Source organism: Microcystis sp. LE19-195.1E, from assembly GCF_027532095.1.
Classification (GTDB): Bacteria; Cyanobacteriota; Cyanobacteriia; order Cyanobacteriales; family Microcystaceae; genus Microcystis; species Microcystis aeruginosa.
In genome coordinates this window covers 22,577-41,304 of record NZ_JAPZSZ010000011.1, presented here as the reverse complement: position 1 = coordinate 41,304, position 18,728 = coordinate 22,577, and the positions used below count along the sequence as shown (strand labels likewise).

At 41.4% G+C, this 18,728-nt stretch carries 19 protein-coding genes and 1 pseudogene; 10 read left to right on the top strand and 10 right to left on the bottom strand.

Annotated elements, in window-relative coordinates; all coding sequences use genetic code 11:
• Positions 1 to 138 (bottom strand): annotated as a pseudogene (locus O9300_RS00965) (photosystem II D2 protein (photosystem q(a) protein)); the annotation flags it as partial.
• Between the two features lie 540 nt (positions 139 to 678).
• Here O9300_RS00965 and O9300_RS00960 point away from each other — a divergent pair.
• The 7 genes from O9300_RS00960 to O9300_RS00930 all read left to right on the top strand — a co-directional run bounded on the left by O9300_RS00960 (position 679) and on the right by O9300_RS00930 (position 7,024).
• On the top strand, positions 679 to 1,992 hold the full coding sequence (locus tag O9300_RS00960) for a DNA cytosine methyltransferase (protein WP_287969504.1): 1,314 nt from the start codon (positions 679 to 681) through the stop codon (positions 1,990 to 1,992).
• Positions 1,907 to 2,845, top strand: coding sequence for a Bpu10I family restriction endonuclease (locus O9300_RS00955; protein WP_287969502.1), 939 nt, complete (start codon positions 1,907 to 1,909; stop codon positions 2,843 to 2,845). Before O9300_RS00960 ends, O9300_RS00955 begins: the two co-directional genes overlap by 86 nt.
• A 212-nt stretch (positions 2,846 to 3,057) precedes the next feature.
• Positions 3,058 to 3,324 (top strand): AccI family restriction endonuclease, encoded by a 267-nt coding sequence (locus O9300_RS00950; protein ID WP_502846384.1) that lies wholly within the window; start codon positions 3,058 to 3,060, stop codon positions 3,322 to 3,324.
• Positions 3,317 to 4,981, top strand: coding sequence for an HsdM family class I SAM-dependent methyltransferase (locus O9300_RS00945; protein ID WP_287969498.1), 1,665 nt, complete (start codon positions 3,317 to 3,319; stop codon positions 4,979 to 4,981). Before O9300_RS00950 ends, O9300_RS00945 begins: the two co-directional genes overlap by 8 nt.
• A gap of 188 nt (positions 4,982 to 5,169) precedes the next feature.
• Positions 5,170 to 5,439 (top strand): UPF0367 protein family, encoded by a 270-nt coding sequence (locus tag O9300_RS00940; RefSeq protein ID WP_002742026.1) that lies wholly within the window; start codon positions 5,170 to 5,172, stop codon positions 5,437 to 5,439.
• Positions 5,440 to 5,721: 282 nt separating this feature from the next.
• On the top strand, positions 5,722 to 6,390 hold the full coding sequence (locus O9300_RS00935; protein ID WP_287969497.1) for an energy-coupling factor ABC transporter ATP-binding protein: 669 nt from the start codon (positions 5,722 to 5,724) through the stop codon (positions 6,388 to 6,390).
• A gap of 22 nt (positions 6,391 to 6,412) precedes the next feature.
• Positions 6,413 to 7,024 (top strand): NYN domain-containing protein, encoded by a 612-nt coding sequence (locus O9300_RS00930; RefSeq protein ID WP_061432916.1) that lies wholly within the window; start codon positions 6,413 to 6,415, stop codon positions 7,022 to 7,024.
• A 128-nt stretch (positions 7,025 to 7,152) separates the two neighbouring features.
• On the opposite strand, the gene sfsA is transcribed toward O9300_RS00930, so the two are convergent.
• Entirely contained in the window at positions 7,153 to 7,872 is a 720-nt protein-coding gene (sfsA, locus tag O9300_RS00925; RefSeq protein WP_287969496.1) for a DNA/RNA nuclease SfsA, read from the bottom strand.
• 255 nt (positions 7,873 to 8,127) lie between these two features.
• Here sfsA and aroC point away from each other — a divergent pair, with 255 nt between their 5' ends.
• Both aroC and O9300_RS00915 read left to right on the top strand, forming a co-directional pair.
• Positions 8,128 to 9,228: a chorismate synthase gene (gene aroC / locus O9300_RS00920; protein WP_287969495.1), complete on the top strand. Its 1,101-nt coding sequence runs from the start codon at positions 8,128 to 8,130 to the stop codon at positions 9,226 to 9,228.
• A 13-nt stretch (positions 9,229 to 9,241) separates the two neighbouring features.
• The gene (locus O9300_RS00915) at positions 9,242 to 10,444 is read left to right on the top strand and encodes a glycosyltransferase family 4 protein (protein WP_287969494.1); all 1,203 of its coding nucleotides are present in this window, start codon (positions 9,242 to 9,244) and stop codon (positions 10,442 to 10,444) included.
• A 259-nt stretch (positions 10,445 to 10,703) separates the two neighbouring features.
• On the opposite strand, the gene O9300_RS00910 is transcribed toward O9300_RS00915, so the two are convergent.
• Entirely contained in the window at positions 10,704 to 11,294 is a 591-nt protein-coding gene (locus tag O9300_RS00910; protein ID WP_287969493.1) for a Uma2 family endonuclease, read from the bottom strand.
• A gap of 277 nt (positions 11,295 to 11,571) precedes the next feature.
• A complete protein-coding gene (locus O9300_RS00905) occupies positions 11,572 to 12,066 on the bottom strand; it encodes a hypothetical protein (protein WP_287969492.1) in 495 nt (164 codons plus the stop codon).
• A gap of 367 nt (positions 12,067 to 12,433) precedes the next feature.
• Between O9300_RS00905 and O9300_RS00900 the strand changes: the two genes are divergently transcribed.
• Positions 12,434 to 13,264, top strand: coding sequence for a hypothetical protein (locus O9300_RS00900; protein WP_287969491.1), 831 nt, complete (start codon positions 12,434 to 12,436; stop codon positions 13,262 to 13,264).
• 320 nt (positions 13,265 to 13,584) lie between these two features.
• On the opposite strand, the gene O9300_RS00895 is transcribed toward O9300_RS00900, so the two are convergent.
• The 6 genes from O9300_RS00895 to O9300_RS00870 form a co-directional block, all read right to left on the bottom strand.
• Positions 13,585 to 14,268 (bottom strand): DALR anticodon-binding domain-containing protein, encoded by a 684-nt coding sequence (locus O9300_RS00895; protein ID WP_287969489.1) that lies wholly within the window; start codon positions 14,266 to 14,268, stop codon positions 13,585 to 13,587.
• A gap of 143 nt (positions 14,269 to 14,411) precedes the next feature.
• Positions 14,412 to 15,188 carry a type II restriction enzyme gene (locus tag O9300_RS00890; RefSeq protein ID WP_287969487.1) on the bottom strand — a complete coding sequence of 259 codons (777 nt, stop codon included), beginning with the start codon at positions 15,186 to 15,188 and terminating at the stop codon, positions 14,412 to 14,414.
• Between the two features lie 29 nt (positions 15,189 to 15,217).
• Positions 15,218 to 16,132, bottom strand: coding sequence for a DNA adenine methylase (locus tag O9300_RS00885; RefSeq protein ID WP_287969485.1), 915 nt, complete (start codon positions 16,130 to 16,132; stop codon positions 15,218 to 15,220).
• A gap of 73 nt (positions 16,133 to 16,205) precedes the next feature.
• Positions 16,206 to 16,721 carry an alpha/beta hydrolase gene (locus O9300_RS00880; protein ID WP_079210141.1) on the bottom strand — a complete coding sequence of 172 codons (516 nt, stop codon included), beginning with the start codon at positions 16,719 to 16,721 and terminating at the stop codon, positions 16,206 to 16,208.
• A gap of 167 nt (positions 16,722 to 16,888) precedes the next feature.
• On the bottom strand, positions 16,889 to 17,215 hold the full coding sequence (gene frp / locus O9300_RS00875) for a fluorescence recovery protein (RefSeq protein ID WP_002746320.1): 327 nt from the start codon (positions 17,213 to 17,215) through the stop codon (positions 16,889 to 16,891).
• Positions 17,216 to 17,444: 229 nt separating this feature from the next.
• Positions 17,445 to 18,407, bottom strand: coding sequence for an orange carotenoid-binding protein (locus tag O9300_RS00870; protein ID WP_012265170.1), 963 nt, complete (start codon positions 18,405 to 18,407; stop codon positions 17,445 to 17,447).
• Positions 18,408 to 18,728: the final 321 nt, after the last annotated feature.

Genomic DNA, 18,728 nt, shown 5'->3' with positions numbered 1-18,728 from the left:
TCCACCTAGGGCCATGAAGGCGCAGGGGAAGAGTAGTAAACCAGACCAACCGATGAAGACGAAACGGTCTCTTTTGAGCCAGTCATCGAGAGCATCAAACAGCCCTCTTTCTGGGGCGCGTCCGACAGCAATGGTCATGGGGGTTTTCTCCGAAAAATGTATATTATTGCTAAGATTCCGCGCTCTCTTCTCCATCTATCCGAGCAGGCCAGCAGATGTGTAGAAGAATTGTGAGAAATCTTTACTTTTCTTAACTTACACTATATTGGAAAAAATAGCCAATGTTTTTCAGGTCGATCTTAAGAAAATCTAAAATTTTTCGGGGAGACCACTTCCTGTGCGTTGCGGGGGGAGATGGGGATTTGGGGAGATGGGGAGATATTCCGCCTCAATTGCTTGGTATTGTCGTCTTCACGTCTTGAGTGGAATGCTGGACCCCTCTGTGCGGTAATTATCCCCAAATTGAGGTGATTAAACCGCACGGTGCGCTATTAAGTCCTATTAAGGGGTGTTAGACCGATGGAAGTGGGATAGTAGGATGGAGAGGGTTGCTCGACCGCAGGGGGCGGTATAATTAATAGTTAGCGCAGCCATGTCTTCCCACAATCCCTTCTTAAGTGGTAGAATACACGTTCTAATTATGGTTGTGTTTTAGGTGAAAATGAAAAGGGATTGAGAATGGATGTAAAGCAGTTAAAGGTGATCGACCTTTTTGCGGGTGCGGGTGGGTTTGGTCTAGGGTTTAAGTTGGCTGGGTATGATTTATTATGCTCGCTGGAATTTGATCAATGGGCTTGTGATACCTTAAGAGAGAATGATAAACAGCAAGTTGTTGTAGAGAAAGATATTCGTGATTTCCAAGCACCTGATGAAATCAAGTCTGTTTGTTCTATTACGCCTGACTTAATCATTGGAGGGCCACCTTGTCAAGGCTTTAGTATTGCTGGTCCAGCGCAAAAAGATCCAAAGGATCCTCGAAACAGCTTGTTTGTTGATTTTGCTCGATGGGTTGAGTATTTACAACCTACAGCCTTTGTAATGGAGAATGTAAAAGGGTTATTGTCACGAAACAATGCGGCACATGAGCGCGTGATAGACATTATCCAAAACACATTTGAAAATATTGGTTACAGTGTAGAACTTTGGGTATTGAATGCCGCCACTTTCGGTGTGCCTCAAACTAGGGAAAGAATATTCATTGTTGGAAACAATTTAGGTATAGATAAAATCGGGGAACCCCAAATAAACCATAATCTAGATATCACAGGTTATCCAGAACAAAATGAACAATTATCATCATTCCCAAAGGGAGAATTTTCTCTTGTCCCCGCGATAACTTTGTGGGACGCAATATCTGACTTGCCAAATCTACAAGCTAGTGAAGGGTGCGAGGTGCAGGCATATTTGCATAGACCGACAAATTCTTATCAGGAATGGGCAAGAGAAAATTCTAATGCGCTGTTCAATCATGTAGCAATGAATCATTCACCTCGTCTGGTCGAAAGATTCAAACATATAGGATGGGGGGAATCAAGCGCAGATGTCCCTCCAGAACACATGCCACGCACACGTAACGGCAATGGCAATCTGTCTCATCAGGCTTATGACCAGAACAATCGCAGGTTGCATCCTTATAAACCGTCTCATACCATTGCCGCTTCTTTCTATGCCAACTTTATACATCCTTTTCAACACAGAAATATTACGGCACGAGAAGGAGCACGCCTTCAATCATTCCCTGATTGGTACAGATTTATGGGCAAGAAAACAACTCCTTCCCATAAATTACTAAAACGCGAAGGGCGGTTGGAAGATGCCCATTTATGCCAATATAACCAAATAGGCAATGCCGTTCCACCTTTGTTAGCTAGAGCGATAGCAATTCATTTACGCAAGGAGTTGTTTGATGTTAGTACACGGTTCCAATCTGCTTCAAAAAGAAGCACATCAGACGAAATACTTGGACGCAGAGAGCCGTCAATACCTCGCTGAGATTAGAGAAAAATACAATGCTTGGCATCTAGCCAATACCCAGTTAATTGGGCCATCTGCGAAGTGCCTAGATCAGGATCAAGAAATAGTTCAACAACGTGTTGTTCTGCTTGAAGAGTATAAAGATTTTCTTGATCAACAACATTATGCAGAAAAGTTTGACTCTCGCTCTAATCTTCATTCCTCTGTTCTGGAAGAATTTTTGTACTACTTGTTCCGGGATTTAGTAGCAGACTTTGGGAAAAACGCACTTATCGGCAAATCCCATGCCTTCAAGGACATATTTTTTGCCCCACCTAATTATCAAGGTATGATGGAACGTGCTCATGCTCGCATTGAGCGCAAAGATCATGACTTTGTAATTGGGGTAACCATATCGGCAAACCTTGATTTGAAGACAAATCGCGACCATGAAAAGGATGGGCAATTGAGAATTGCAGAGGAACCGGGCGAATATACTGCGCGTTGGCAAGAAAACTCTGAAATACACTACTTTGATATAGCTGCTGTAGCTATTGAATGCAAAACGTATCTGGATAAGACAATGCTTGAAGGGTCATCGCGTGCTGCTGAACAATTGAAAGCTCGTAACCCTAATTCTTTGTACATAGTTGTCATGGAATGGCTTAAGCTTACCAGTGCCGTCAATCTCCACAAGTATGAGGTTGATCAAATATACGTTTTTCGGAAACAGAAAAACACAGACAGGGAATTTCGATTTGCTGACAGTTACCACAAGAAACCTATTGATCCCAATGTCGTATGGCATCTGTATCAAACTGTCCGCAATCACCTTACAAAAGATTGGGAAGGTGGGGTAGAACAAGGATTAGAGCGGGGGTGGTTACTCTAGAGCGATCGCAGATATTGTCGGGTGCATTAACCAAATCTAACGCAGCCTAAGTTTGATCGCTATCGCTGTAGTCAAGAGTGTGATCTCCGATCTTTTTGGGTGCGTTAATAAAATGTAACGCGCCTTATTTTATCTTAACGCAAGCGATTGTCTCGCAGTAGATTCTGATCAGGTATAATGCCAGATAAGGCAGCAATTTAAGAAAATTTACAATCAAGGATATTTTGGCACTGGTCTCAAACGATAACAATGATGGAAATAATTTTTCAATAGAAAGAGATGTAAAAAATCAAGGTAAAACTACGATCAAGATCAATGGGCAAATTGGAAAAGAAGTCCTTGGAAAAATTGATATGCCTGAACATAAATCGGCTCTGAAAGAATTAGATAGGGGTCGTCTGCTTTTTTATGTGACTTTTGCAGGCGGCAAGGGATACCTTGATAATAAAATATTTCTAAGGGATGTTATTAATGCGTGAGTTAAAATATATAGCTGAAACTCCACTTAATCATAGGAAGGATTACGGTCAGTTTTTTACACCTATGTGCGTTGCTCGCCTCATGGTACAGTGGGTTTTAAAAGATAATCCAGAAACAGTATTAGACCCAGCGTTTGGCTTAGGCGTTTTTTATGATGAAGCAATAAAAACACCTTCAGGTAATCAAGTACATTTCATGGGATATGAGATTGATAGAAATATATTTGAGTTTCTCAATCGTAATGGTGACAGTCCTTATTTGAGAGTTATCAATAGTGATTACCTCGAAGCTGAAACTGAAAATTTTGACGGTATCATCTGTAATCCACCATATATGCGATTTCAGAAATTTCTTAAGCGTCATGATATATTACCAAAAATTGAAGAAAAAATAGGTAAGAAACTTATCGGTTACTCTAATATCTCTTCCCTATTCCTTGTCAAGTCTTTAAGAGAACTTAAAATCAATGGTAACTTGGCGTATATTATGCCTTTTGAGTTTTTTAATACTGGCTACGGAAAAGAAATCAAAAAAAGTCTCCTTGAAAATCATTTATTGAAGCAAATAATAATCTTTGCCAATGAAAAAGAAATTTTCCCAGAGGCAACGACAACCGTTTGTGTGCTTCTTTGTAAAAATGACGGAAAAAAAGAAACCATTAAAATTTTACAGATCAAAAAAATTGATGAAATAGATAAAATATCTGATATTAGTAAATTCTATCAGTGGGAAATCGAACCATCGAATTTACCATACAACCAAAAGTGGACACCTATTATTTCATCATTGTTCACTGAACAAGTATCTCCAAATGGCTTCTGTAAGTTGTCCCTATACGGTACGTTTACGAGAGGTATTGCTACTGGCGCAAATGAATTTTTTGCGTTAAAAAAATCAAAAATTGAGCAACGGAAGTTGAGTGATAACAATATTTGTAAGTGTATTACAAAAAGCTCTCAAATCCGCAAAGCAGTATTTACTGAGCATGATTTTAATATACTATACAATGAGGATAAGCCAGTCCATTGTTTAGATGTAAAAGATCACGACAACTCTGAAATACGAAATTACATCAAAGAAGGCGAAAAATTGGGATACCATGGGAGGTATCTTACAAAAACAAGGAACACATGGTACAAAATTGAAAAGAGAAAACCGGCTCCAATTTTATTCGGCGTCTTTAGCAGGGGCAGGTTAAAAGTAATACGCAATTTCACAACAGCAATAAACTTTACCTGCTTTCATTCCTTTTATCCAAATAAATTCGGAGAACAATGTATTAATAAATTATTTGTGTATTTGCTCAGTGATATTGGACAGGAAATAATAAAAATCAATAAACGAAGTTATGGTGATGAATTAGACAAGTTTGAACCAAGGGATTTGAATGATAGCTTATGTCCAAGCCAGAAACAATTTGAAATGATCAGTGATGAAGATGCTGAAGAAGTAATTAGTATTGCACAAAATGATCACCAAAAAGCAATTCTCACGAGTAATGCTCTGATCAAAAGACTTATGGACTCCCAACAATGCGCTGCAGCGGACGGCAATTCCGCTGCGCTCCATAGTGCGATCGCTATCGAGGCAGGGTGCGTTCCCTCATCTGGCTCCTACTGCTGCACCGATAGATTTTTGGGGAACGCACCCTGCTAATTCATTGAAGCAAGTGATTGCCAGCTAACAACGCCCATGCACACCAACTGCCGAGAGTTAATCGGTGATAGTGAACAGCAATCAGTGAACTGAAAACTCACATCTGATCACTGATAACTGATAACTGACTTCCCAACCCCTGCTATACAATGGTTTTTGACTTGTTTTTTGGAAGGGAACGCTAAACTATGTATTCGATCGATATTACCCTGAAACTCTCGCCCATCCCCATTTCCGTGCAGCGCAAGGAAGAAGCAGCAGCAGACGCTTTGTATCAAACAATTACTAACGCTATGCGATCGCCAAATCCAGAATTATTAGAATTAACCTGCGAAAAACAAACCGATAAAAAGGTGGCGGTTTTGAGCGATCAGATCAGTGCGGTGATTGTTTCACAAAAATCCGGGGCTGCCTCCACTGGTAGAGCGCCGGGGTTTGTCGCTTTAGCCACAGAATAGTTCTTTAATCAGTTATCAGTGAGCAGTAATCAGTAATCAGTGACAAGAAAACGGCAACCGCCTAGATAACACTTTCCACTGAAAACTCAAATCTGATAACTGATAAGCTGTTCATAATTTAAATTGCTTGTTGAGACGAGGCAATAGGCAAGAGGCAACCCCCCCGACGTCGGGGGGGCAAGGGGGGGCGGAGGAGATTCGGCTGATCATTAAGAATAAGCGGTTTAAATAAGTCTTAGCTTAACTGATAACTGATAACTGATAACTGATAACTGATAATTCATGACTATAAAAGTAACAGACCTCTGCTTTAGCTGGCCGAATGGGAAATCAGTATTAAATGGCTGCTCTTTGCAAGTTCCCAGAGGAGAATTTTGGATGTTGTTGGGGACAAATGGCAGCGGTAAATCAACCCTGCTGCGGCTCTTAGCGGGATTATTAAAGCCTAGTCGCGGGGAAATAGAGATACCTAACCCCCTCGGTTTTGTTTTTCAAAATCCCGACCATCAGTTAGTTATGCCAACAGTGGGGGCAGATGTGGCTTTTGGGTTGGTATCCGAGGGTTTATCCACGCCGGCAATTAGGGCCCGGGTGCGGGAATCCCTAGGGGCGGTGAATTTATTAGAAATGGAAAAACGACCGATCTATGCTCTCAGTGGCGGACAAAAGCAAAGAATCGCCATTGCGGGGGCTTTAGCTCGTCATTGCGAGGTTTTGCTCTTTGATGAACCCACCGCCCTTTTGGATGGGGATACCCAGTTAGAATTAGTCTCTCAAGTGCAGAAATTGGTCAAAAACCGAGGGATTACAGCCCTTTGGGTGACGCATCGCCTGGAGGAATTGGATTACAGCGATGGGGCATTTTTGTTAGAGGGGGGTAAGGTAACGGATCGGGGAAATCCCCTAGAATTAAAAGCGAGATTATTGGCAAGTGCGGCGGTTGAATCTTAAATTTTTTGTTAATATCATTAGGATGCTGTTTTTTAGAACTGCCCTTAATGCTACACCAATTACTCTCAAAGCCATGGTTAATTCTTCTGATCGTTCCCTTCTGCTGGTTGACGGCTACAACGTCATCGGCGCTTGGCCGTCCCTGAAAAAAATCAGCGATCGCCACGGTCTCGAACCGGCGCGAGACAAGTTAATTGAAACCCTAATCGGTTACACCCACCATCAGGGTTATCAAACCCAAATCGTCTTCGATTCCTACCTTCAAGATACCCCCGGCAGCCAAGAACGCTACACTAACCATTTATCGGTTTATTTTACCGCTCACGCTCAAACCGCCGACACCTATATCGAGAAAACCTGCGCCGATTTTTGGCACGATCGCGCCCCAGCTATCGGACGGATTATCGTCGCTACCTCTGATAATGCCCAAAAAATGACCGTTATGGGTTATGGGGCCCAGTGGATTTCCGCTCAACGTCTGGAAATCGAGGTGGATTTAACCGGTCGTCGTCTGAGAAAATCCCAGAGTTCTTCTCAAAGTCCCAAAGGGCGTTTTTTATTCCATTCTCTCGATGCTCAGGTGCAACAGAAATTAGAGAAAATGCGCCACGGAATTAGTTATCAAAAACCTTGACAAATTACCCCAAATATGTATCGACAAAATCCCCATTAGAGGCACAGGTAACTGTGTCTCTAAGCTTTTCAAGGTCAGTTGCGGTCTGGGGGATTTTGTCAAAAGCTGGCCCATCTAAACCACTGGTTTCACAGTTGCAATTCTGCTAAACCTAAATAATAAATTCCCGTGGGTGTCACTTGGAAGCGACAGGGTAAAACTTTGACTCCTTTAGCCACTGCTTGACGCAATAACTGCCCGTATTTAGCATCTTTACTATCCCCCGGAGCAAATCGGTAACAATCACCCCGATTAATAAAGTAGAGCATAATCGCTTCCGCTGCCGGCAATAAAGCCATTAATTCCTGTAAATGCTTCTGTCCCCGCGTGGTGACAGTATCGGGAAAAAGTGCCGTTTCTCCCTGATTCCAAGTGGTATTTTTGACCTCAATATAGGTGAGGGAATTATCCCCATGGCTCAAAAGAAAATCAATTCTACTGCCGTTATTTTGACCGTAGGCCACTTCCGATCGCACCTCGGTGTCATTTTTGACCAAATCGGGAAAAACTCCTTGCAACAGGGCATTTTTCACCACCTGATTAGGAAGATTGGTATTAACTCCCACCCAAGTCTCCCCCAGTTGAATCATCTCCCAGGTATAAGCTAATTTTCGCTTCGGGTTATCACTGCGAGAAAGATAAACCGGTTGACCTTCTACACATACATCTGTCATCGGTCCGGTATTAGCGCAATGGGCCGTAATTAATTCTCCGTTGTCCAATTGTATATCGGCAAAAAAGCGTTTGTAACGTTTAATTAAAATACCCTTGACAAGAGAAGGATAAGTGTGAACCAACAAGGGAGTCATGAAATTTCTGCCGAGGAATATAAGGTAAAGAATAGCCTTTTTTTGGGATATTAACCTGAAGACAGTAGATAGGGATTTAGGGAGATAGGGAGATGGGGAAATTTCGGCTAAATTCCCCACTACCCCACCACCCCACCACCCAATTCATAATTCATAATTCATAATTCATAATTCCCAACCCCCAACCCCTATTCCCGAAAAACCGAGAACCGTTCAGGTACAATAAAACCTTGAGGCTTAATAGACATTGAGATTATGGGTAACACTTTCGGACGACTATTTCGGGTTTCCACTTTTGGAGAATCTCACGGGGGTGGGGTAGGAGTGGTTATCGATGGTTGTCCCCCGCGCTTAGAAATTTCCGAAGAGGAGATTCAAATCGATTTAGACCGTCGCAAACCGGGACAAAGCAGAATCGTGACCCCGCGTCGGGAAAATGACATTTGTGAGATAATTTCGGGCGTTTTTGACGGCAAAACCCTCGGTACACCGATCGCTATTTTAGTGCGGAATCAGGATGCTCGTTCGCAAGATTACAACGAAATGGCCGAGAAATTCCGACCTTCCCATGGGGATGCCACCTACGAAGCAAAATACGGCATTCGCAACTGGAAAGGAGGAGGCAGATCCTCGGCCCGGGAAACCATCGGCCGGGTGGCTGCAGGAGCGATCGCTAAAAAAATCCTTAAATCTGTCTATAATGTCGAGATTATCGGCTATGTGAAGCGAATTAAAGATATTGAGGCAATCATCGACCCCAACACCGTCACCCTCGACGAGGTGGAAAGTAATATAGTGCGTTGTCCCAACGGGGAAACGGCCGCCAAAATGATCGCCCTGATCGACCAAATTCGCCTGGATAAGGACTCGATCGGCGGTGTGGTGGAATGTGTAGCCAGAAATGTGCCGAAAGGTCTAGGAGAACCCGTTTTTGATAAGCTAGAAGCCGATTTAGCTAAGGGGATGATGTCCTTACCCGCGAGTAAGGGATTTGAAATCGGATCGGGATTCGCGGGAACCTTCTTAACCGGCAGCGAACACAATGACGAGTATTTTATCGATGATAACGGGGAAATTCGCACCACGAGCAATCGTTCGGGGGGTATCCAAGGGGGAATCAGTAACGGTGAAAATATTATTATCCGCATCGCTTTTAAACCCACCGCAACTATCGGTAAAGAACAAAAAACCGTGACGCGCACCGGGGAAGAAACCACCCTGGCAGCCAAAGGAAGACACGATCCTTGTGTTTTACCCCGGGCCGTCCCCATGGTAGAAGCGATGATGGCTTTGGTATTATGCGATCATCTGCTCCGTTTTCAGGGACAATGTACGGTTAGCGATCGCTTTTTCTAAACCTTTACCCGCGATGAAATTTTTATTCCTTCATGCCAATTTTCCCGCCCAATTTCGCCATTTAATCACGGTTTTGGCTCAAGAACCCCGAAATCAAGTTATTTTCGGCACTACCAGGCAAGAGGGAGAGATAGCGGGGGTAAAAAAATTTATTTACAAGGAAAGTCGCGCTGTTTCTCCCCAAACCCATCATTATGTCCGTCCCCTCGAAAGTGCGGTTTTACAAGGTCAAGCGGTTTATGGTGTTTGCCAACAACTGAAAAATCAAGGATTTTATCCCGATATTGTCTATGCACATTCTGGCTGGGGGCCGGGCCTATTTATCAAGGATATTTTCCCGAAAACTAAGTTTTTAGCCTATTTTGAATGGTTTTATCATGCCCACGGTTCCGATGCTGATTTTGATCCGGCGGATCCCCTCAATGCTGATGCCGAGGCCCGGATTAGAATTAAAAATGCGCCAATCCTGATCGATCTGGTCAGTTGCGATCGAGGTTTAGCGCCGACTATCTGGCAAAAACAGCAATTTCCCTGCGAATTTCACTCAAAACTGACGGTTTTGCACGATGGCATCGATACGGACTATTTCTGTCCCCGTCCCGATGTGCAGTTAGTCATTCCAGAGATAGGTTTAGATTTATCCGGTGTTAAGGAGATTGTCACCTATGCAACCCGGGGAATGGAACCTTATCGCGGTTTTCCTCAATTTATGACGGCTGTTTCCCTAATTTTAGCCCGTCGGCCTAACTGTCATATCGTGATTGTCGGTGAGGATCGAGTCGCTTATGGAAAAACTCTACCGGACGGCAAAACCTATAAACAATTGATGTTAGAAAGCCTTTCTTTGGATTTATCCCGGGTGCATTTTACCGGTTCTCTGCCCTACGGTCAATATAAACAGGTTTTACAGGCATCGGCAGCCCATATCTATCTTACTCGTCCTTTTGTGCTTTCTTGGTCAATGTTAGAGGCTATGGCCATGGGTTGCGTCGTGATTGGTTCCGATACTCCCCCCGTGCGAGAATTAATTACTGATGGGGAAAATGGTTTATTAGTGGATTTCTTTTCTCCCCAACAAATAGCTGATCGCGTGGATGAAGTGTTAGATTATCCCCAGGGTTGGCAAAATCTGCGTTTAAAGGCCAGGGAAACTATCAAGCAACGCTACGACCTCAAGCAATGTTTACAGAATCATCTAGATTGGTTATTGAGTTGATGAAATGAGAGCATTTTCCCAAAAATACTGTCTTTTAAAGGATTAATATCGCTATTAAATCCTTTCTCTTACAATTCTAATTCCTTGCCAAGCAGGAATATTACCGGCTCGTCTTTCTTCTAATAATACGGAGGCGATGAAACGGTTAAAAACTTGTTCCCTTTTGATAGAATATTGAGAATTTAATTCTTGGCATTCTGCAACTCTTAAGTTAACCCATAATCTTTAGATAGGCGGAAAAAATCACCATTTTATATTGTTATGTTGATTCAATAACTTTTATCCCTGCTCTAAATTCCCGCAGTGCTTGAGCATGATTTTCTATACTAATACAACGCATCAATAAACCTACATCTAAACTCGGTAAAAGTTGCGATTTACTAACAGCCTCATGTCCCTCATTTCCTAAACTATAAAACAATAACTCGTCGTTCATCCAAAACCAAACTTCAGGGATTTGTAAGCGTTTGTATGCTTCCAGTTTATTAATTCCTCCACTACTAACAACCACCTCAATCACTAAATCAGGATGTTTTCTATTTGCTCCCAACTCATAGGATTTATCACCTTCTCTTTTAACCTTTTCAAATTCATTTTCTAAGGTGACAGAACCAGTAGGAGTAAAATCTAATCCCAAAAATTCTAAATAAATTTCTAGTAAAGCACCAATACGTTCTTTGATAGTTTCGTGTTTTTTCCCTGGCATTTTTCTAATCTCCAAAACTCCATCTAAAAAAGATAACTTTAACCCTGGGCGATCGATTAGCTGTTCAACAGCTTTAAATTCTCTCCAGGTTAAGTCACTAATTAAAATTGGTTCTGCTTCTCGTTCGATGAATGTAGTTATCATAATTTCAACCCAAATTTAGAGAGGGAATTTTTCTCAACATGATATCAGATAAAAGTTGTTAGGGTTAGGAGTCAGTAGTCAGGAGAATTAAGAATGAATAATAAGCAATTGAATGGTCTATTTACAGATTTTATGCCATTTAATCCTTATTTTTGAGGTTTTTGAACCCTCAAAAATTAATTATGCAAGAGATATTATCTAAATTACTTGTTAATACTGCACATTTAAAACTCAAATCTGATAACTGATAACTGATAACTGATAACTGATAACTGTCTTACTCAGCTTTTACCAAACCCTGAGAGCGAATACAGGCCTGTTCCCAGCGACAATCGGGATTAACTTCCACTGGTTTGAGTTGCGCCCAGATTTCGCCTTGAGCATCGGCATAAAAACTATCGATAATAGCGGCAATACGAGTACCAAAAGGTTCGGTAATGAGGACAGAATCGGTCAGATTAAATACTTCGCCATTGGCTCCCGTCGCTTTTTCGATGACGGGAATTTCTGCTTTGGGAATTGGTTTTCGGAATAGAGGAGCCGAATCGGAACGGGGACGGAGAGGAGATTTTATCTCACTACTGACTGATTTTACCGTTTCCTCGGCTGGTTTTTCCTCAATTATTTCTGGAGGGGTTTCTGGAGGTTTGGGGGGTACTGCAGCCCTAGAACCCTTTTTAATAATTTGTAGAGGTTGTAGGGGAGGAGTGGCTTTAATTGGCTCTTCGGGGGGTTCAGGGGTGCTAGGGGTTTTCTTCGGGGGACGCGGCATGATACGACAAGGAAAATAAAAACTATAGAATTATTGAAGCACATCGAGCCACTAACCCGCTCGACCGATGCTTGTATCAATTTTGCTGTGGCTAATTCTTCCCTGGCCCCAGGGCCAGACACCCGCACTACAGCTATCTACGAATTAGTCGATTCCCCTCTCCCCTCCCAACTTATTGAAAAAATTTCTCATTAAGTATTGACAAAAATTCCTAATAAGCTTATGGTTATTTATAGTGTTCTCCTCTTAAGGATCGGCAGTGGAACCGCGCGGCAGTCTCTAACAATGCGGTTCCCATTTTTTTTGGGGAACGATAGAAGGCTTTTAACGTCTCTAAACTTCTAGGTTTCCTCATCCTTTGGCTTTTATGAACGATAATTCCGACCTGTACCTCGATCATCTCACCCATGCGGATACTGTCATTACTGCTGAAATTGTCGAGCATGAGAGTCAATCAACAGATGAGACAGATTGGGCAGCTCTATCCTCTCATTTACGTCAACAAAATCAAGAATTACAAGCGGAGATCTGGCGACGGGAGCAAGCTCTCGGGGAACTGCGATCGCAGTTCCCCGAGCAACATCGTCGCTGGCAAAGTTGCGATACCCTAATCCAGCAGCAAAACGAGGAACTGCAATACGAAAAGCAACAATTACAGCGAGCTTTAGGGGAAATCGAACAGTATCGTCAAGCAGAACAACGGCAACCGATGATTATTGCCAATTTGACCGCAGAATTGACCCGCACGCGTCAACAATTAGCCCGTTTAGAGCGAGAATGTGCCTTAATTCAGGAAAGTTATCAGGAAAAAAGCCAAAAACTGTGCAACTATGACCAGCAATTGCAGGAATTACGCACCCGTCTCCAACGTCAGCAACGCTACACCCTCCAGTATAAAGCGGCCTTAGCCCAGTATTTCCAGCGCGGTAGCGATCGCAATTCTCCCCCGGATTTAGCCATTGTCGCCAAGGCAGCCGCAATCGAGCCTTGGTCTCAGACAGAGAATCAAGAAAGGGATGAAGTGGCTCCCATCGATGAGTTTTTAGCGGAATTAGAGACAATTGAGCCAGTAGAATCCTTAAATAAGAAAGATAGGGATTGGCCCGCACCTATCATCTCCCCTTCCCCGAAATATTCCTCTTTTCGGGTTGATTTGCCCACTTTTATTAAATATCGCCAAGAAGAAAATAATTCCTGAACAACAGAAAGAGAGCCGGCGACTGTCCATGTTTCGTCTCGGCTCTCTATTCTGGTTCGCTCCTCACACTAATTAAAATCTATCATAAGCTGATGGTTTTGTCCACTAAATTCATAAAAGTTAATATTTTTATAAGTACCTAAGCAAAATTAATTACACATCCAAGCCGTCAGCAGTTACTCCGTCAGATTCGGCGTGAGCTTTTGTCAAACGCTTTTTGCTGTGATCAGTAAACAGTGAACTAAAAACTCAAATCTGATCCCTGATAGCTGTCTCCTGTCTCCTGTCTCCTGTCTCCTGTCTCCTGTCTCCTGTCTTCGTTATAGTTCCGTCATCGGCAGCAGTTGCCATTTTTGACGGAGAAGACGGTTAAGTAGTTTTTGACTGACGCTAATCAGGATTAATCTCGATCGCTGAATTGGGGCCGATTCTCCGATAATGCGACAGTTACGCTCAAAATTGAGCATTGCCTCGCAAAAATTTGCGGTTAGGGGATAGGGTTTCTGGCGTTCCCAACAATCACAAACGGTTAAAATTTGCAGGATTAAAGCTATTTCGGCGGGATGATGCCACGATAATAGTTCAGACTCGATTAATCTAATTTTTTCCCGATTGAGCAGTTGTAACAAACCAGAATAGCGAGCGTGAGTGTATTGAAATAAAAAGAAAAATTCTCCTCTGGGATGGAGAGGAAGCTCATCCGAGAAAAATTGCTCGATTAAATCGTTTAGTTTCAGTAACCAAAAGGACAAAAATTGCTGATCTAATAATAATTCTAGCCATCCTTCCCTAAGCTGAATTTGTGGAAAAAAGGTGATTAAATGGTTAAATATGGTTTGACATTGAGCGGACGTAAAATAATAAAACAGAGGTGAACGATAGAGGATAATATCAGTTTTTGGGCAACGATAGAAAGTTAATTTATGGTTGTTTTCTGGAAAAATATTAATTAATTGTTGTTTTAAGCAATGCTCGATCGAGGGATGATTGCAGATAAAATTCATACTCAGAAGGGTAAACGAGGCGTTTTTTGCGGATCAAAATGGTCGGTTTATTCTAGTGTTCTCATGAGAGACATTCTAGATTTTGATACGCTTAATCAACAATCAGTTAATTGTGTCTAACTGATATGAGAACTACGATAAATTTAGCTGATTATTGCAAATCTCGCTGAGTCCACCAGCTTAATACTATTATAATTGTCTGGATTTTCAAACTCGAATTTCCATAAATAATATATATTTGATTTCTTAGCAAAAAATAGTGTAACAATTTTCTTTTTAGTATGCAGTTGCCATTGTCTAGATGGATAATACAACTGTCTGATAATTACATTGTCTATACTTAAGTTTTTGGCTTCAATCAGGACAATTTGGTTCTTGCCTTCATATCCTGCATCCACCTCTGTTTGTACACCTTTAATTTTAAGAACATGATCATTAATTTTTATTGTAAATTCAGGGGTATATTTTCTACCACGAATGGTTAATACTAGGCTATTATCTTTGATAAAGTGACGAATTAGACTCGATGCGTAAGCGAAGTCCAGATGTTGCATTTCTGAATCACCTATCAAAGAAGTTTCTAATTGAAAATCTAATAAAGTTCGATAATTTTGTATGGGTGTTTCTATGATAGGAATATCAACATAACCCTCGCCCTTTAATATCACGTACTCTCCATTCTTGACTGGTAAAATAAACAATCCTAGCTTTTTAAAAACTTCTGGACGGCTTTCTCTTGTATCTTGTTTACATAAAATTCTTACTTCTCTTTCCCCTGTAGTTTCAAAATGTTTTGTGGCTGCTTTAATCTGTTCACCCTTAATAAAATAAGGATGATTACAAAAATCATGATCGTGCAAGTTATATCTATCGAATACAGCTTGCCACCCTCGCTCTCTTGAAGAAATATTTTTATTCATGTCGTCTTTTCTGTTAGACTTGATTTTTGTCAATTATTGATCAGTAATTCCCAGATTTCTCCCCTATTATTGCCCTGGGAATTAATATTTCGTCGGGCTTTTACCCTTTGAATATTATAATCTTTATATAAATCATCAAAAAAATTATTGTCAGAGTCAAAGTTTTTAACGTCGGAATTACTTAAAATAAATTTATAACCTGCCCGATCGACTCGATCGATAAATTCTTTTAATCTTATTTGCTCCTCATCGTTAAAATCTTCTTTAGTATAAGAGGTAAAAGCTGATGTTTTTTTAATCGGTTTATAGGGAGGATCAAAATAAAATAAAGTCTTGTTATTGGCATAATTTAGGGTTTGGACAAAATCTCCTTGTAGGATCGTTACTTTTTGTAAATGATGGTTGACAGCTAATAAGTTTTCTTCATTGCAGATCAATGGTTTGACATATTTTCCAAAAGGGACATTAAAAAGTCCTTTGCTATTGACTCTATAAAGTCCATTAAAACAAGTTTTATTGAGAAATAATAACAAAACTGTTTTTTCTAGATCGTCATCGCAGCTGCGAGAATTAAATTCTATTCTTTTATCCAAAAAAAACTTTTGTTGTTCCTCTAGATTTTTAAGTTCATAAAAATCCTGCTGAATTTTTTTAAGCTTGACTATTAATTCTTTGACATTATTTTTAATAACATTATAAGCCATGATTAAATCAGGATTGATGTCATTAATAATGACTTTTTGGACAGAAGAAAAATTATTTAAGACTGAGAATAAAACTGCCCCACCTCCGACAAAAGGTTCAATGTAGTTAAACTGACAATCTTGAGAAATCTGGGAATTAATCAAAGATAGAATATTGGGAACCAGTTGAGTTTTGCCTCCCGCCCACTTTAAAAAAGGTTTGCCGCTAACTGTTTTCCTTTGAGACAAAGAAGTGGTCATTATTCCTACCAGATTATCCTAATTTATTCAATTTACAGTGCAATTCAAGAAAACCTGAAAGGCGGATTTGGTATCAGAAAGGTAAACGGGGCATTTTTTTCAATACTGATTCAATTTGGTTGATTAAATCCAGCAGACGATTGCCATCCACATGAACCTCGCTGGTGGGATAATTGTCGAGGACTTCGATGATTTGAATCTCGTTATCGTTGAGGGCAGAAGTGACTAAGGAACCCCGTAAAGCTTGCCGACTAGCGGCTCGATTGGGGGTGTGGACAATTTCGGCGGCATAATCTAGCAAACTTTCGCCAAAAAAACTATTAAGAAATTTGGAAAGAAAGACGGCATCCACCGCTACCCGACGATTAAGGATTTTACGGAATTCTTCGGGTTTTTGGTTAGCCATCTTTAATTGTGCCGCTAAAGCGGGAGCTAATTCGCCTGTTTCGCTCAATTGCTTTAATTCTGATACCGATACAGACCCTTGGAAGATGTGGTATTTGATGATAGCTGATTCGGCGGCTGACAAAGACTGACAAACACCGAGAAAGATAGATATTCCTAGGGGAAGTAAAAGATTTTTGAACATAAACCAAAGGTGCAAAACAAGCGATAAGCGATCGGGATGATTGACTCATTCTAGCGGGATTGGTTGCCGCTTAGGAAAAACTTAAGACGGGGTTGATTATCTAGAGATGAATTTTTTAGTCACCCAACTAGGAGCAGAAAGCTGATAGCTTAATGCTAATCATTAATTTACATTCGCGAGAGGGCAGCGATTTTTGCTAGTTTATCTTTTTCCAAACCGTTGAGATCCTCTAGCTTCAACCATCCTTCCTTTAATAGTTGAGCAAAGACAAAAATTAGGGAAGTATAGCGATAGTCATATTTACCATCAATCTGATGTCGTCGGGCGCTTAGATAATCGTGCATTTGCCAGATATCATCTAAAACCGTGATCTGACCAGACTGTTCTTTAATATGTTCTATTAAAGTGCTAGTTTCTCGCTGATAGGCTTTTTGGAAAGCAGTTTGAGCAATTTCTTGTTCCGTATCTGACCAAATTATTTCACTCATAGGCATGATTTTAGTTTTAGGGATGATAATTTTGGGTTTGTGAACTACCTCGACTCTTTTCGCCGACATCTGTTAAGAATGATTGTTTAGTTATTCTTACCTAGATCAGAGAAGAAACCGGTGTATTTCCCAATTTTTTAAGTCAGCCTTTTAATTGTAGAAAAAAAAGAGTTCACTTGACAAGGAACTCTAATAAGTTTCATCAGAATTTTTAATGATTTCTCTCAGTAGCTATTTAGCCACGGGCAAAGTTTAATAATTCTTTCGGAGAAGCTAATAAATCGATCGCTACGAAGAAAATTTTATTATCAGGAGTTAGGAGGAAGCGCCATGCCATATTCATACCCACACCCGCACCAAACCAGGGGGTTTGTACTTTTCCCGTCACTTTAATCTGAGTAAAACCGTCATCGGCGGGTTCTACCACACCGCATTCGGGGATTAATTTCAAATTTTGGCATTCTTCGCGGAAAAAGCGATATACTGCCTCTTTACCGACGATGGGACGTTGGAAAGGTGGTTGCAGAGCGCCGTCAGGGGTGAATAATTCAATTAATACATCAAAGTCATTGGCGTTGAGGTTGTCCATATAGTTGAGGACGGTGGCATTGGTAACGCCTTCAATGCTAACTTTGGTCCGTTCGGCAATATTTTGGGGAGGAACCACGGGTTCGGAAATACGGTTATAATCGCCTAGTTTCTTGGGATCGTAGCCCATATCGACCACACAATTCCGCAGAACGGTGATTTGTTGTCCCGACTCTAATTTTTTAATCCCGTCTAAAACTGCGCTGGCATTAGCAGATAGTTGATAACCCTTGGGAATTGGGGCAACACTGCCATCTTCCATCCATTGTCCTAATTGATACCAGAATCCCAGTTTGATATTAGCAGACCAAGTGCCGTAGGTACGACAAATCGGGGTGTCAGCATGGTTCGCTAAGTCGCACATCACCTGCGACTGTTGCAGGGGTGACATCTGCCGAATTTCATTCATGGTTTTTTCGGCAAACACCATACTAGCAGCGCCGGGGGCGGCAACGGTGATGGTTTTGCCCATTTCTAGGTAGGCAAACCAAATCAAGGCTAGTTGATCTTCGGTATTCAGCTGATTGAAACGCGCAATCGTGGCAGGAACCACATCCGCTGATAGCGTGTTGGGGAAAATGCTCCGCGCTGATTCGATCGTAAACGGCATAGATTCACCTTGAAGTAAAGTTTTGTATCAATTTACTCTCATTCTATCATATTTGCGCCCCAAGGCAGCACCGATGGAGAAACTTTCCCAAAAAAGCTGTACTTTAGATCACACTTGCCCGGGATTATCACAAAATCTTAATGGTTGAACAACTGTTCCATCACTGATCTAGGGTTGGCGGCAAAAAGTTTTTCGTGGGGCAGGGTGTGGGGTGTGGGGTGTGGGGTGTGGGGTTTTTTAGGGGGTCAATTACCTAATTTTCAGGGAAAAAGTCCAGGAATTTTACCCCCGATCACTCCAATGCTAGGCACTTTTTGAGGT